The following is a 15,581-nucleotide window of genomic DNA, read 5'->3' as shown; positions in this document are numbered from 1 at the left end:
CGCCCTCTGCTAGACTAGATCAACTGTTTTCATGGTGCTCGAGGGTCCATAATTCGATGAAATTCCAGGCTGACCGTACAACGCTGATCCGGGCCCTTGCACATATCCAGAGCGTTGCAGAAAAGCGGAACACCATTCCGATCCTCGCCAATGTGATGCTCTCGATCGAGGGAAATCTCCTGCGTCTGACCGCCACCGACATGGAAATTGCCGTGGTCGAGGAGGTTGCCGCCGAGGGAAGCCGGGATGGCGCCGTTACCGCGCCGGCAAGCGTGCTGTACGAAATCGTGAGGAAACTGCCGGACGGCTCCGTCGTCGAGCTGGATCACGGTGGCGGCGATGCCCCTCTCGCCCTGCGCGCCGGTCGTTACGCAACCAGCCTCAACGTGCTTCCGGTCGAGGATTTTCCCTCGATGGTCGCCGGCGAACTGCCGCACGGTTTCTCCATTCCCGCGCCTGTCCTGCGCGGTCTGGTCGACCGGACCCGCTTCGCGATCTCGACGGAAGAAACCCGCTACTATCTCAACGGTATATACGTCCATGTCGCGAAGGATGGCGATCTGCCCATGCTGCGCGCGGTCGCGACGGACGGGCATCGTCTCGCCCGGGTCGAGACGGATCTCCCGGCAGGCGCTTCGGATATTCCGGGTGTCATCATTCCGCGCAAGACCGTTGCCGAGCTGCGCAAGCTGCTCGACGAGGGCGCCGGAGCCGTCGAGGTGGGGCTGTCCGACACGCGGATCCAGTTCCGCGTCGGTGCGGTGATGCTGACGTCGAAGCTGATCGACGGGACGTTCCCCGAATACGAGCGTGTCATCCCCAAGAACAATGACCGTTTCCTCAGGGTGAACAAGCAGGCCTTCGCCGATGCCGTTGCGCGCGTCGCAGCGATCAGCCAGGAGCGTTCGCGTCCGGTCAAGCTTGCGGTGCAGCCCAATCTCCTGACGCTTTCCGCGATCAGCCCCGATCAGGGGATGGCAAAAGAGGAACTCGACGAGACCAGCGTGAGCTATGACGGTCCGTCGCTCGAGATCGGGTTCCAGGCGCGCTATCTCAACGACATCACCGATCAGATCGACGTGGAGGCGGAGTTCGTCTTTGCCGACAGCGCCGCGCCGACCCTGGTCCGCGATACGAATGCGCCTTCGGCACTCTATGTCCTGATGCCGATGCGCGTCTGATCCCGGGGGAAGCAACGTCTCCCTTGCGTGTCGCGCGTCTCGTTCTCACCGATTTCCGCAATTACGAGCGGCTCGTCTGGGAACCGCAGGCGCGGCTCTCCGTCCTGTTCGGCGAGAATGGCGCGGGAAAGACCAATCTCCTGGAGGCGCTGTCCCTCCTCGCTCCGGGGCGCGGTCTGCGTGGCGCGGGCAATAGCCAGATCCTCAGGCAGGGCGCGCATGTCTGGGGCATAGCCGCCCGGCTCGGCGCGGAAGATCCGGTTTCGATCGCGACCGGCAGCGATCCCTCCAACCCCGCCAGAAGACTGTTCCGGCTGGACGACATGCCCGTGCGGGCCCAGAGCCAGATCGCCGCACATTGCGCGGTGACATGGCTCACCCCCCCGATGGATCGTCTCTTCTCCGATCCTGCATCGGGACGACGCCGTTTCCTCGACCGTCTGGTTCTCGCTCTCGATTCCAATCACGCCCGGGAGGCTGCGTCGCACGAGCGGTCGGTGTCTCAGCGCAATCGCGTTCTGGGTACTCATCCCGGGCAGGCCGTCTGGCTGGACGGGCTCGAGGACAGCATCGCGCGCCATGCAGTCGCCATGACGGCGTCACGCCTCGCTCTGGTCGAGGCGATGAATGCCCGCGATCTGGCGTATGGCTCGACCTTTCCGGCAACGCGTCTCAGGCTGCGATGCGCCATCGGCGCTCTTCTGTCCGAGCGTCCGGCGATCGCGGTCGAAGAGCAGCTCAGGGACGCCCTGCGCGCCTCACGGGGGGCGGATCGCGAGCGCGGCGCGACCTCCTCAGGGGCGCATCGGGCGGATTTCGCTCTGGAAGACGTGCGGACCGGGAGAGACGCGACCCTTTCGAGCAGTGGACAGCAGAAGGCGATGCTCGTCCATACGATACTCAATCACGCAGGCCTGCTGCGCGCGATGGGTCATGCCTCGCCTCTCATCCTTCTGGACGAGCCGCTCGTTCATCTCGACCGGCAAAGACGCGACGCGCTGCAGGATTTTCTGGCACGCTCCGATATGGCCGTGACGATGACCGGAACCGACCGCGCGCATTTCGCGGCGCTGGAGCGACATGCGGAGTTCCGGCAGATCAGCGACGGCGGATTCGTTTCCTGATTCGCTTCGCGATCGTTATATTGTCATAAAATTGTAACAGAAATCGCGACTTCCTGGCGGGAGTTGAGCCGACCGTCCGATCCTTTCCGGTATCGCGGTGATCATGTCCGGCGATGCGTCTCCGCCCCGCGCGTGCCGGGACGACCCCGGCGCGAAAGTGCCGCAAGACCGCCATCCCGCGCTGCGGGCGGCGGAAGCGGGGACGCGTTTCATCCATTGCCACTTCGACACGGGATCTGGCGAAGAAGCCTCCCGCATGCGCAACTGCACGAGGCCGCGGCATGCAACAGGCCCGACCCTTTCCCGCGCCGGTATGGATCGGTGAATCCTATCGTTACAATGCGTTACGTGGGATGGTTCTAGGATCGCGGGGATGAAGATCACGTCGCGCCCCGTCTCATGAAGATCGCGTTTCTCTACGTCGCCGAGCCCTATCAATGCTATCATGTCGCAAAGGTTGCGTCCGAGCTCGCGATGGCGCCCGGGTGCGAAGTCACTGAATTCGTGAGCTTCCCGGAGACCTGTAGCCATCTCGATTCCATCCGGAGAGACGATCCTGCCCGGAGCCGCATCGGCAGGGAGCGGCTCGCCATGCCTCCCGCTGCGCGCGTGTTGAGAGCCGCTCGCCGGTTCGATGCGGAGCGTCTGCGCGTCATGAAGGCCGCCATAGGACGCCTCGAGACATTCGATGCCGTGGTCGCGACCGAATATTCTGCCGGTATCCTCCGAGAAATGGGGCTGCGCAAACCTGCGCTGATTCTCATCCAGCACGGCGCCGGCGACCGTGTGGTCAATGACGAGCATCTGGTCCGGGCCTTCGATCTCGTCCTGCTTCCGGGGCGGAAGGTCGCGCGCATGATGACGGAGGCGGGTCACACGACGCCGGACCGGATACGCCTCGTCGGTTATCCGAAATTCGACGCTGTCTCCGGGCGTCGCGCGAATCGCGAGGCCACCGGGGAGAAGAAGACGGCGCTTTACAATCCGCATTACAAGCGCGGTCTCTCGTCCTATCGGACCTGTCTCGCTCCGCTCGTCCAGGCGATCTCGGCCATGGAGGAGTACGATCTCCTCGTGGCGCCCCATGTGAAGATCTTTCACCGGGATCTCGGGATGCGCCGCCACTTCTTCAGGAAAATGGCGGGACCGGGAATCGCGATCGATACCTGTTCGACCGCCATGCTCGACATGACCCATACCACGCAGGCCTCTCTCTACATCGGAGACGTAAGCAGCCAGGTCTATGAGTTCCTGGTCGAACCGCGCCCCTGCGTCTTCCTCAATCCCCATCGCGTCGCCTGGCGCGGCAATCCCCGCTTTCTTCACTGGACGCTCGGTGACGTGGTCGAGCGTATCGAGGACATCCCGCAGGCGCTCTCTCTCGCCTCCTCCCGTCACGCGCTCTATCGCGGACGGCAGGAGCGGGTCATCGAGGAGACGTTCGGCCCGTCTCCGCTCGCGGGCGCATCCCTGCGGGCGGCGGGGGCGATCCGGGCGTTTCTCTCCGCCTCGGCCGGACCCGAGCGCATGAGGCTCGCCGCCTGAGGCGAAATAAGCGCGCATGCGCGCGATAAGCTGTTTCCAACTCCGTGCCGATTGGTCTAAGAGGACGCGCCAACGGTGGGGAAGCCGCGGGCTTTCCCGATTGACTTGCGGGGAGGTAGCGGCAGATGACGACGACCAATGAAGGACCGACCGGAATGGCCGGCGAACGTGTCGGTGATTACGCATCCCGCTCGGTATCCCACGCCCGGATCCGTGAAGCGCTTGCCTTCGACGACGTGCTCGTCGAGCCCTCCGAATCGAACGTGTTGCCCGCACAGGCCTCGACACGGACCCGGCTGACCCGTTCGATCGAACTCAATATTCCGCTTCTCTCCTCGGCCATGGACACCGTGACCGAGGATGCCATGGCCATTGCCATGGCCCAGCAGGGCGGCATGGGCGTCATTCACAAGAACCTCTCGATCGAGGAACAGGCGGAGCATGTCCGCCGGGTGAAGCGCTTCGAATCCGGCATGGTGGTCAATCCGGTCACCGTGGGCCCCGATCAGACCCTCCGTGACGTCCATGTCATCATGGCGCAGCACGGCATCAGCGGTCTGCCCGTGGTGCTGCCCGAGAGCGGCGAGCTCGTGGGTATCCTGACCAATCGCGACATGCGCTTCACCCGGGATCTCGAGACCCCGGTGCGGGACATGATGACCCGCGACAATCTCGTGACCGTTCGCGACGGGGCGGATGCTGCCGTCGCCCAGGAGCTTCTGCACCGTCATCGCATCGAGAAGCTTCTCGTGGTCGATGAGCATAATCGCTGCATCGGTCTCATCACGGTCAAGGACATGGACAAGGCCGAGGCACATCCGCTTGCGATCAAGGATCGCTTCGGTCGTTTGCGGTGTGCTGCCGCGATCGGTGTCGGCACGGACGGTCTCGCCCGGGCCGAAGCTCTGGTCGCCGCCGGTGTGGATATCGTGATCGTCGATACGGCGCACGGTCATTCGCGCGGCGTGCTCGATACGGTGGCGACCCTCAAGGCGCGTCATGACGGGATACAGGTCATTGCGGGGAATGTCGCGACGCCGGCCGCTGCGATCGCCCTTGCCGGGGTCGGTGCGGATTGCGTCAAGATCGGTATCGGCCCGGGCTCGATCTGCACCACCCGCGTCGTGGCCGGCGTGGGCGTGCCGCAATTCTCGGCTGTGATGGAAACATCGGCCGCCTGTCATGACGCCGGCATCTTCGCGATTGCTGATGGCGGCATCCGGACCTCGGGCGACATCGTCAAGGCGATCGGCGCCGGTGCGGACGTGGTCATGATCGGGTCTCTTCTCGCCGGATGCGAGGAAAGCCCGGGAGAGGTCTTCCTGCATCAGGGGCGCTCCTACAAGGCCTATCGTGGCATGGGCTCGCTCGGTGCCATGGCCCGGGGCTCTGCGGATCGCTATTTCCAGGCCGAGGTCAAGGACTCGCTCAAGCTCGTGCCCGAGGGCATCGAGGGGCAGGTGCCCTACAAGGGCAGCATGGCGGCGGTCATCCACCAGCTTGTCGGCGGCCTCAAGGCGGGAATGGGTTATACGGGCTCCGCGACGATCGCCGATCTGCAGGTGCGCACCCAGTTCCGTCGCATCACGAATGCCGGTCTGCGCGAGAGCCATGTGCATGACGTGACCATCACGCGTGAAGCACCTAACTATCGCCAGGACTGACAAAAGCCTGTAGGTGCGGGAGCATGACTCCCGCCGCCAGACTTTCTGCCGCCATCGATCTGCTTTGTGCCATCGAGGCCGCTCCCCGCCGTCCTGCCGATGCGACGGCAAATGCCTATTTCCGCGATCGCCGTTATATCGGGGGCGGCGATCGCCGTGTCATTTCCGCCCGCGTCTGGGACGTCCTGCGTCAGTGGCGCCGTCTTCACTGGCATCTCCGCGCCATTGCGGGAGGGCCGTCGCCCCGGACGCTCTGCGCCGCATCCCTCCTGCTCGGCGGGGAGGAACTCGGGACCGTGCGCGGGCTGTTCAGCGGCGAGCGCTTCGCCCAGTCCCATCTCACCCAGCGCGAGGACACGGCGCTCGCTGCCCTAGCCGGTGCGGCGCTGAACGACCCTGAAATGCCGGGGCCGGTGCGGCTCGAATATCCCGACTGGCTTCATCCTTATCTCGTGCGGGCGTTCGGGGCCTCGCTCGAACAGGAAATGGCCGCGCTCGATTCGGGAGCGTCGCTCGATCTGCGTGTGAATCTGCTCAAGGGCAATCGCGAAGAGGCCATCCGTATCCTCCGGAACGAGCAGGTCGTTGCGACACCCACATCGCTCTCTCCCTGGGGGCTCAGACTTCCCGGCCGACAGCCGGTGACGGCCACGCAGGGCTTCAGGGAGGGCATTATCGAGATCCAGGACGAGGGCAGCCAGCTCATCGTTGCGGCCCTCGATGCCAGACCGGGTGAGCGGGTCGTCGATTTCTGTGCAGGGGCAGGGGGCAAGACCCTCGCAATTGCCATGAGCATGGAAAATCGCGGGCAGATCGTGGCATGCGACGTGTCGGCGCCGCGTCTCGAAGGCGCGGTCAAGCGCCTGAGGCGGGCGGGAGTCCATAATGTGGAGCGCCATCTCCTGACCGGTGGCGACAAATGGGTCAAGCGCCGGGCGGGCGCGTTCGACCGGGTTCTGGTCGATGCGCCCTGCTCGGGGACGGGAACATGGCGACGCAATCCCGATGCCCGTATCAGGCTCGAGGAACGCGATATACGCGAACTTCTGGTCAAGCAGGCCGAGATCCTCGAGCGGGCGGCCAGTCTGGTCAAGCCGGGCGGCCGACTGGTCTATGCGACGTGTTCGCTGCTGCAAGAGGAAAACGAAGACCAGATCGCGGCGTTTCTCTCCCGGTCGGATCGTTTCGAACGTGTTGCGGCCGGTGGCGAAACCCTGCCAGTGTCCCTCAGGGAGAAGACCGGATTCTCGCTCACGCCGCATCGCGACGGCACGGACGGATTTTTTGCAGCCGTTCTTCGCTGCAAGCCGGTCTGAAGCCCCGCATCCTGTCGTACTGCCCATCGGGCTGGAGTGATCACTAAGTCATGGCTCTTGCAATGTTTGTCGGCCTGCTCCTGACGCTGGGGGCGGGGATCGGAGCGCAGTGGGTTGCGTGGCGTTTTCGCCTGCCGGCGATCGTCCTGCTCTTCGCGCTCGGACTCGTCTTCGGACCCGGACTGGGGCTTCTGCATCCTTCTGCCGCGCTGGGATGGATCTTCCGTCCGCTCGTTTCCCTGCTCGTGGCCATCATCGTGTTCGAAGGCGGGCTGCTTCTCGATTTCCGTCAGCTCCGCGAGGCGGGCGAGGGCGTAACGCGCCTGACCATGCTGGCGCTGCCGATAAGCTGGGGGCTCGGCTGGGCGGCGGCGCATTATATCGCGCATATGGAATGGGGCGTCGCGGCGCTTTTCGGCGCGATCATCACCGTGACCGGGCCCACCGTCGTGCTGCCCCTCCTGCGACACAACAAGCTCCAGCCCCGCGTTGCGGCCTATCTGCGCTGGGAAGCCATCATCAACGATCCGATAGGCGCCATCCTCGCTGCGGTCGTGCTTCAGGTGGTGGCCACGCGGGTGCCGATCGGCACGGATGTCTTCCTGACCGAAGTGCTCCCGGATCTTCTCGCATCGACGGCGGAATCCCTCGCAGTCGGTATCGCGCCCGCCTATCTCGTGCGTTATCTCTTCGTACGCGACCTCATGCCGGAGCCGCTGAAGACGCCGCTTCTCCTGACGCTGGCGCTTCTGATCTTCAGCATTTGCAACATGAGCATGGAAGGGGCAGGGCTCGTGGGCGCGACCGTGTTCGGTATGGCGCTCACCAATCTGCATGTGCCCGGCCTGTCCGAGCTGCGCCGGATGAAGGAATCCCTCGTCGTGCTCGTCGTGGCGGTGCTGTTCATCATGCTCACGGCGGACCTGCATCGCGATGTGCTGGCGCATCTCTCCCTGCCGATCTGCCTTTTGACCGCGGCCGTCATGTTCGGCGTGCGTCCTCTTGCGATCTTCGCCTCGACCATCGGTACGGGGCTGCGCTGGCAGGAGCGCCTCTTCGTGGCGTGGATCGCCCCGCGCGGCATCGTGGCCGCCGCCGTGGCGGGTGCGGCCGGATACCGGATGACGGATGCCGGATATCACAGCGCCGATCTGATCATGCCCGCCGTCTTCGCGATCATCGGCGGAACGATGATCTTTCACGGGTTTTCGCTCAGGCCGCTCGCACGCTATCTCGGACTGACGCTCTCGAACGAGCCCGCCCTTGCCATTGTCGGCGCATCCGCGTGGTCCATCAATCTGGCGGAATGTCTGAGCGGCGCGGGCATACCGGTCCTTCTGGTCGATAACCGCTCCAACACACTGCTCCCGGCCATGAGGCGCGGCATACCCGTCCTGCGGGCCGAATTGCTCTCCCAGCATGGCGAGGAGGCGCTGGAGGAGCGCCCGGCCGACTATCTCATCGCGACGACGGGGGATGCGATCTATAACGGGCTGGTCTGCGCCCATATGGCGCCTCATATGGGGCGTCAGCGCGTCTTCCAGATCAGCCCGGGCGTCGCCCGTCTCGATCTCTATCACGGGCTCTCGCGCGATGCGCGCGGCAAGCTCCTCGGCGATCCGTCATGGAACTTCACCCTGATCGAGATGCTCTACGAGAAGGGGTGGCGTTTCATGACCGCCATGGCCGATGATGCGAGTGCGGGGACTTTCGGTGCCGTTCCGAACAGGCTCGATTTTCTCTCGATCCGCCGCGGCCAGTCGATCACCATCCGCTCGGCGGAGGACGAATTCCAGGCAAGCCCCGCTGTGGGCGACCTTCTCGTCTTCATGACCCCGCCTCCGGCTCCCGAGGAGGAGCGCCCCGGGGAAGAGGAACCCGGTGAAAAGGAACCCGGAAAAGCGGAACCCGGAAAAGCGGAATCTGGGGAAGAAGAGCCGGCGCGGAATACTCCCGGAGAATCCGCCCGGTAGAATAGGCCTCTCGTCAATCGCCCGGTCGCGGCGTCGGGAAATGCGAGGTAAGGCAGGGAAGCGCGCGCCGGGAGTCCGGCGTCAGTGACCCTGCACCTCGATCCCGGAGACTCCTCTGCGCAACAGCTGCCTCAGGCTCGCATCCGGGAGGGCGATACAGCCTTCGGTAAAGCCGCTCCGGGTCGGGAGATGCATGAAAATGGCGGAGCCGCGACCGGGGACAGGGCTGAGATCGTTCCAGCCGAGAACGACGATCAGATCGTAGCTGTTGTCATCGCGCCAGAGGCGTTCGTGGCTGGCCGGATGGGGTGTGGTTACGAAGCGGTTGTAATCGGGATGGCCCGCATCGTCACACCACCCGTCGTGAGGCGACAAGGCCTCGACCGGGAGCGTCGTTTCCGGGCGGGATGTTCTGTCCGCACGATAGAAAACCCGGCGAAACGGCAGGACGCCGACCGGGGTCGCGTGATCTCCCTCGTTCTTGTGGGCGCTGATCCCGCCTGCGCCGATCGCGACGGGGATCTGCGCACCGTCCAGCAGAATGACGGCCTCATGGACACCGACAGGGCGCAAAATGACATTCATTTCATACTCCTCACGCTAAAACATTAATTTTTGGGTATTTACCGTCTAAAAAACGATATCCGCGGCTCCCGGCAGGCCGCTTGCATTGGCGAGCCTGTGAGATCCGTGTAAGGCTCACATCAAAATGAGGCTCTTTCCTCCGCACAGGGGCTGATCCCGGAGACGGAGGTATTCCTCAAGCTGGTGAGAGAAGGTTGTCCATGCCTGGTCCGCGTCCTGTCCTGATTGTCGATGATGACGATACGCTTCGTCAGCTTCTGGTGGAACAGCTCAAGCTCGAAGGCGAATTCGACCCGATCCAGGCCGTTTCCGTTGCCGATGCCAGGGATAAGCTGAGCGTTACCGATGCGCGTGTCGATGCGATCCTTCTCGACGTGACCCTTCCCGATGGCGATGGACGCGATTTCTGCGCCGAGCTGCGCCGGCAGGGGATCCGTATGCCGATCATCATCCTGACCGGATCCGATGACGAGGCGGATGTCGTCCGTGGGCTCGATGCCGGGGCGAACGACTATGTCGCCAAGCCGTTCCGCATTGCCGAGCTGCTCGCCCGGCTGCGTGCCCAGCTGCGCCTGTTCGAGAACAGCGAGGACGCTGTCTTCCCGATCGGTCCGTATCTCTTCCGCCCGTCTTCCAAGATCCTGCAGGAGCCTGCCAAGAACCGCCGGATACGCCTGACGGAGAAGGAAGCGGCAATTCTCAAGTATCTCTACCGTGCAGGTCATCGGCCCATCGCACGTCAGGTGCTGCTCAACGAGGTCTGGGGCTATAACGCGGCGGTCACTACCCATACGCTCGAGACGCATATCTATCGCCTGCGCCAGAAGATCGAGCCGGATCCGGCCAATGCCTCCCTGCTCCTGACCGAGGGCGGCGGCTACCGGCTCAACCCGGAGGGAAGCGACGCCCTCATGAGCTGAGGCGGTCGCGCGTCTCTCTCCCCCCGATCAGGACAGAGCGATCGGGGGCGCAAATGCTCAGGCCATGTCGAGATCCAGATCGACGACGACCGGGACATGATCCGAAGGGCTGTCCCAGTCGCGCACGTCACGCAGGACCGCCATGTTCTGCAGGGTCGGGCGAAGATCCGGCGTGATCCAGACGTGATCCAGCCGACGGCCGCGATCCGATTTCTTCCAGTCCCGGTTGCGATACGACCACCATGTGTAGAGCTTTTCGTCCTGCGGGACGAGGGCACGCATCGCATCGACAAAGCCCGTATCCTGCCATGCTTCGAGCCGTGCGATCTCGGGTTCCGTATGGCTTACGACCTGCAGGAGCTGCCTGTGGCTCCACACATCGTTCTCGAGCGGCGCGATATTGAGATCGCCGACCACGATCGCCCGTTCCGGCCTGTTGGCCCTGAACCAGGCGGTGACCTCGTCGAGAAAAGCCAGTTTATGGGCGTATTTCCCGTTCAGGGCGGGGTCCGGCACGTCGCCGCCGGCCGGAACGTAGAAATCGTGCAGGACGATCGGGCCTTGCGCGGTCTCGAGCCTCACCGCGATATGGCGGGTATCGCCCTTTCCGCACCAGTCGGGCGCCGCGTCGAGCGGTGTCATCGCGTGGCGCGAGAGAATGGCGACGCCGTTATATCCTTTCATCCCCGCGAAATGGAAATGAGGGTAACCCATCTTTCGGATCGCCTCTGCCGGGAACAGGGCATCGGGGACCTTGGTCTCCTGCAGACAGATGATGTCGGGCCTCTGCCCGGCAGCGAGACGCGCGAGAAGAGGCAGTCTCAGGCGCAGCGAGTTGATATTCCACGTCATCAGACGCATGGTGTCGATCGTCCCTCACAGCTGGCGGAAACTGCAGCAATGCCACTTGCCGTCCCGCCGCGATAGACCATCTAGACGATTATGACCTCCGACCTCCACGCCCGCCTTCTGACACTCGACTCCCATATCGATATTCCCTGGCCCGATCGGGATGACTTCCTCGCAGGGTCTCCCGCGCGACAGGTCGATCTGCCCAGGCTGGTCCAGGGGGGCATGAAGGCGGTCTGTCTTGCGGCCTATATTCCCCAGACCGAGCGCAGCGACGAGGCGCGTGAGGCAGCCTGGACCCGCGCTCAGGCGATGCTGGACACCATTTGCGGGTTGACCGGCCCGGGAGCAGCCCTTTGCACCACGGCTCAGGCGGTTTCCGAGGCAGTCGCGCGCGGCGATGTGGCGATCGTCCCTGCGATGGAGAACGGGCACGGTCTGGGCGGCGATCCCGAACGTGTCGCCGTTCTCGCCGGGAGAGGGGTGCGCTATATCACCCTGACCCATAACGGCCATAACGACCTTGCCGATGCGGCCATTCCGCTTCCGGCTCTGGGCGACGGCGCGTCATTGCATGGTGGGCTTTCCGCTCTCGGTCGTCAGGTTATCGCGAGGATGAATGCCTCGGGTATTCTCATCGACGTTTCCCATGCTGCGAAATCGACGATGATGCAGGCGGTCGATCTCGCCGACGGTCCGGTCATCGCAAGTCACTCCTGCGCGCGTGCATTATGCGATCATCCGCGCAATCTCGACGACGAACAGCTCTTCCGGCTGAGGGATTCGGGCGGTGTCATCCAGATCACCGCGATGTCCGGCTTCCTCAAGCCGTCCCGTGAGGGGCGGGCCAATGTCGACGATCTGGCGCATCATGTCGCTTATGTCGCAGACCGGATCGGGCTTGCCCATGTGGGTCTCTCGTCTGATTTCGATGGCGGCGGTGGAATCGAGGGCTGGACGGACGCTGCGCAAGCCCCGGCAGTGACCGAGGCGCTGTTGCGACGCGGCATGACCGAGGCGGATCTGGCGGCGATCTGGGGCGGAAATTTTCTGCGCGTCATGGGGGAGGCGGAGAAATTCTAGGAAGGAACCCGAACAAAACAGGATCGTTCTGGAGTCAGATGTGTGGAATTTGTCCACTTTCCGCGCATTGGCCCTATTGACTCCGTGTAATTCCAGGGTCTTGCGCTGTGTTCCTTCATATGGTTTTCCAAAATTGTTGATTTTCAACGTGTTATATCGAACTGCTCAAAATTTAGGCAATGCGTCACAAAGCGCCAGAAACTGCGCCTGTCATCAGTTTGTCATGCGTTGTCCCACAGACTTATCCACATCTTCCGTGGATGAACCGCGTCTCTCCTTCGCCCCGGTGGGTGAGCGATGAGTTCCCCTCGCGAAACCGCAGATCCGGAGCGGAGCGCCGGGCCTGAAGACAGGCCTCATGATGTCGATGCCGCGATGCGGGATGCGCCCGAGCACGAATCCGAGCCCGAGTTCGAGCCCGAGTGCGACGATGAGGCATGCGACGATCATGCGTCCGACGATATCCGTGCGGACGTAATGGATCCTGAGGGTGCGGAACGGCGCCGGTCGCGCAAGGCGCAGCCTATCGGGGAAGAGCCTCGTCCCGAAGACCATGAAGCCGAAAACGATCAGGCCGGGAACGCCGGGGACAGGGCTGTCGCGGGCAGCGAGGCGCGCGTGGCCGAGGGACCGGACGCCATCAGGGAAGCGCTCAGGACCATTCCGTTCTCTCCCGGCGTCTATCGTATGCTCGGCGCAAAGGGCGAAGTGCTCTATGTCGGCAAGGCGCTGAGTCTCAGGAAACGTGTGTCGTCCTATCTGCGGCTCAACCAGCTCCCGGAGCGGCTCCGCCGTATGGTCAGTCTGACCCGCCAGATGGAGATCGTCACGACCCGCACCGAGGCGGAGGCCCTCCTTCTGGAGGCCAACTTCATCAAGAAGATGAAGCCCCGGTTCAACATTCTCCTGCGCGATGACAAATCCTATCCCTGGATCATGCTGACCGAGGGGCATGCCTTTCCCCAGATCACCAAGCAGCGCGGACGGCCGGTCAAGGACGCCACCTATTGGGGGCCGTTCGCCTCAGCCTGGGCGGTCAACCAGACTCTCAATCTCATCCAGCGCAGTTTCCTCCTCCGGTCGTGCAGCGACGCCGTGCTGTCTTCCCGTACCCGTCCCTGTCTCCTGTTCCAGATCAGGCGTTGCTCCGCGCCCTGCGTCGGGCGCATCGACGAGGACGGTTACGGCGCGCTCGTCGAGGAAACCAGGCAGTTCCTGTCAGGCAAGAGCACCGATGTGCAAAAAGCGCTCGTCGAGGAAATGGAGAAGGCTTCGGAGGCGCTGGAGTTCGAGCGCGCCGCGACCATCCGCGACCGGATACGCGGATTTTCGAGCATGCAGGAATCGGGGATCATCAATCCGGCCTCGATCGGGGATGCCGATATCGTCGCCCTGTGGCAGGAGGCAGGCAAGAGCTGCATACAGGTCTTTTTCATCCGCAACAGCCGCAATAACGGAAACCGCGCCTTCTATCCCGATCACGCCGATGACGATGCGCCTGCGGATATCCTCTCTGCTTTCCTGCTCCAGTTCTACGATGACAAGCCGCCGCCCGCCCAGATCCTGCTCAATGCCGATCCGGCGGAGTTCGATCTCGTCTCGGAAGCGCTGACGCTGAAGAGGGGACGCAAGGTCGAACTCGTCCAGCCGAAGCGCGGGGAACGGCGCGAGGTCGTGGTCCATGCCGAAACGAACGCCCGCGAGGCGCTGGAACGGCGTCTTGCGGAAACTGCCGGGATCCGCAAGCTGCTCGAGGGTGTTGCCTCGACTTTCGGGCTCGATGCCGTGCCGCAGCGTATCGAGACCTACGACAACTCGCACATCATGGGACAACACGCCTATGGCGTCATGGTCGTCGGTGGGCCGGAGGGCTTCGTCAAGCGGGCCTACCGGAAATTCACCATAAGGGGGCCGGTAACGCCCGGCGACGATTTCGGCATGATGCGCGAAGTGATGGAGCGGCGTTTCGGACGCCGCAGCGAGGAAAGCGAGGGCAATGAACGCCCCCAGGACTGGCCGGATCTCCTGCTGATCGATGGCGGTCTCGGGCAGTTCAATGCCGTCAAGGCCGTGCTTTCGGAACTCGGCGTGCAAGGGGTGCCGATCGTCGCGATCGCGAAAGGTCCGGATCGCGATGCGGGGCGGGAGTGGTTCTTCCAGGACGGACGATCCCCGTTCCAGCTTCCTCCCAACGACCCCGTGCTCTATTATCTCCAGAGATTGCGGGACGAGGCCCATCGTTTTGCGATCACGACCCATCGCGCCGGGCGAAGCAAGGCGATCCGCAGCTCGGAGCTCGACGCCGTTCCGGGGATCGGTGCCGTGCGAAAGAGGGCCTTGCTCAATCATTTCGGCTCTCTGAAAGGCGTCAGGCAGGCGGGAATGGACGAACTCGCCGCCGTTCCCGGAATCAGCGGAGAAACCGCACGCAGCATTTATCAGTTTTTTCACCCGCAATAGGGGATGTGCCGCTATGAACGGTGCGACACTCTCCCTATCATGGGCCGGACGCGCTCTCTGACCTGTGACACCAATGGCCGGCCCTAGGATCGATACATGCTGACGGATCTGCCCAATATCCTCACTTTGCTTCGCATCGGTTCCATTCCCGTGCTCATCGCACTCATCGCCGTCGATGCGGCCTGGGCCGATGCGGCGGCCTGTCTCCTCTATATTGCGGCCTGCATCACGGATTATCTGGACGGTATGCTCGCGCGGCGTTGGCAGCAGGGCTCGGAACTGGGCCGGATGATGGATCCGATCGCCGACAAGCTGCTCGTCGGCGCCCTGCTTCTGGCGCTGGCGGGATACGGTCGTCTGGTGGACGGTGCGCTTTTTGCGGCGATCGTCATTCTCGTGCGCGAGATCATGGTTAGCGGCCTGCGCGAATATATGGCAAGCCAGGCAGCGACCCTGCCTTCGACGCGCCTCGCCAAATGGAAGACGGGCATCCAGATGGTCGCGATCGGGTTTCTTCTGGCTGGGGACGCAATGCCCCGGGAAATCGGGCTCGGCTTCGTGTCTTTCCCTGCTCTGGGCTCGATGCTGCTCTGGATCTCCGTCGTGCCGACCGTTCTCAGCGGCTGGGGATATCTCGTCACGGGCGTGTCGCGGATGGTGAGCGTTCGCGGGAAAACCGCCGCGCGCAAGGCCACCTCCTGATCCCGTAGCGACTCGCACCCTGTCAGGAAAACCGCGTCGTCCTCCTCGTCATACGAGGCGGGACTCCCGGCATCGTGAGACGGCGTGTGAGAAAAGAGGGCCGGGCGCGCCGTGCATCCCGAAATGTCGCGCGGCGACGTGGGCCGCATGACTGGTATCGGGCGTGACTGGTATTCCGG

General features: G+C 63.6%; 12 protein-coding genes. 10 read left to right on the top strand and 2 right to left on the bottom strand.

All coding sequences use genetic code 11. From position 1 onward, the window contains the following. The first annotated feature begins 56 nt into the window (after nt 1-56). The 6 genes from dnaN to SSA02_RS06000 all read left to right on the top strand — a co-directional run bounded on the left by dnaN (nt 57) and on the right by SSA02_RS06000 (nt 8,803). Entirely contained in the window at nt 57-1,181 is a 1,125-nt protein-coding gene (gene dnaN / locus SSA02_RS06025) for a DNA polymerase III subunit beta (protein ID WP_147093113.1), read from the top strand. Between the two features lie 23 nt (nt 1,182-1,204). After that, nucleotides 1,205-2,305 carry a DNA replication/repair protein RecF gene (recF, locus tag SSA02_RS06020; protein WP_147093111.1) on the top strand — a complete coding sequence of 367 codons (1,101 nt, stop codon included), beginning with the start codon at nt 1,205-1,207 and terminating at the stop codon, nt 2,303-2,305. Between the two features lie 399 nt (nt 2,306-2,704). Continuing rightward, the gene (locus SSA02_RS06015) at nt 2,705-3,850 is read left to right on the top strand and encodes a hypothetical protein (protein WP_147093109.1); all 1,146 of its coding nucleotides are present in this window, start codon (nt 2,705-2,707) and stop codon (nt 3,848-3,850) included. 155 nt (nt 3,851-4,005) lie between these two features. Then, nucleotides 4,006-5,514 carry an IMP dehydrogenase gene (gene guaB, locus SSA02_RS06010; protein ID WP_147093391.1) on the top strand — a complete coding sequence of 503 codons (1,509 nt, stop codon included), beginning with the start codon at nt 4,006-4,008 and terminating at the stop codon, nt 5,512-5,514. Between the two features lie 23 nt (nt 5,515-5,537). Continuing rightward, the gene (locus tag SSA02_RS06005) at nt 5,538-6,830 is read left to right on the top strand and encodes an RsmB/NOP family class I SAM-dependent RNA methyltransferase (protein ID WP_147093107.1); all 1,293 of its coding nucleotides are present in this window, start codon (nt 5,538-5,540) and stop codon (nt 6,828-6,830) included. Nucleotides 6,831-6,880: 50 nt separating this feature from the next. Further along, nucleotides 6,881-8,803, top strand: coding sequence for a cation:proton antiporter (locus tag SSA02_RS06000; RefSeq protein ID WP_147093105.1), 1,923 nt, complete (start codon nt 6,881-6,883; stop codon nt 8,801-8,803). 81 nt (nt 8,804-8,884) lie between these two features. Here SSA02_RS06000 and SSA02_RS05995 read toward each other — a convergent pair whose 3' ends face one another. After that, nucleotides 8,885-9,388, bottom strand: a complete 504-nt coding sequence (locus SSA02_RS05995) for a L,D-transpeptidase family protein (protein WP_147093103.1) — start codon at nt 9,386-9,388, stop codon at nt 8,885-8,887. Nucleotides 9,389-9,588: 200 nt separating this feature from the next. Between SSA02_RS05995 and SSA02_RS05990 the strand changes: the two genes are divergently transcribed. Then, a complete protein-coding gene (locus SSA02_RS05990) occupies nt 9,589-10,308 on the top strand; it encodes a response regulator transcription factor (RefSeq protein WP_147093101.1) in 720 nt (239 codons plus the stop codon). Between the two features lie 57 nt (nt 10,309-10,365). Here SSA02_RS05990 and SSA02_RS05985 read toward each other — a convergent pair whose 3' ends face one another. Next, complete coding sequence (locus tag SSA02_RS05985) at nt 10,366-11,169, bottom strand: exodeoxyribonuclease III (RefSeq protein WP_147093099.1); 804 nt, start codon at nt 11,167-11,169, stop codon at nt 10,366-10,368. A gap of 81 nt (nt 11,170-11,250) precedes the next feature. Here SSA02_RS05985 and SSA02_RS05980 point away from each other — a divergent pair, with 81 nt between their 5' ends. The 3 genes from SSA02_RS05980 to pgsA all read left to right on the top strand — a co-directional run bounded on the left by SSA02_RS05980 (nt 11,251) and on the right by pgsA (nt 15,402). Next, entirely contained in the window at nt 11,251-12,240 is a 990-nt protein-coding gene (locus SSA02_RS05980) for a dipeptidase (protein WP_147093098.1), read from the top strand. Nucleotides 12,241-12,537: 297 nt separating this feature from the next. Next, nucleotides 12,538-14,700 (top strand): excinuclease ABC subunit UvrC, encoded by a 2,163-nt coding sequence (uvrC, locus tag SSA02_RS05975; protein WP_246103663.1) that lies wholly within the window; start codon nt 12,538-12,540, stop codon nt 14,698-14,700. Nucleotides 14,701-14,796: 96 nt separating this feature from the next. Then, nucleotides 14,797-15,402, top strand: a complete 606-nt coding sequence (pgsA, locus tag SSA02_RS05970) for a CDP-diacylglycerol--glycerol-3-phosphate 3-phosphatidyltransferase (RefSeq protein ID WP_147093096.1) — start codon at nt 14,797-14,799, stop codon at nt 15,400-15,402. The last annotated feature ends 179 nt before the right edge of the window (nt 15,403-15,581 follow it).

The sequence above is a fragment of the Swaminathania salitolerans genome (genome assembly GCF_007988945.1).
Lineage (GTDB): Bacteria > Pseudomonadota > Alphaproteobacteria > Acetobacterales > Acetobacteraceae > Swaminathania > Swaminathania salitolerans.
Note: the sequence above shows the minus strand (reverse complement) of the source record. Positions and strands in the feature narration are given on the sequence as shown.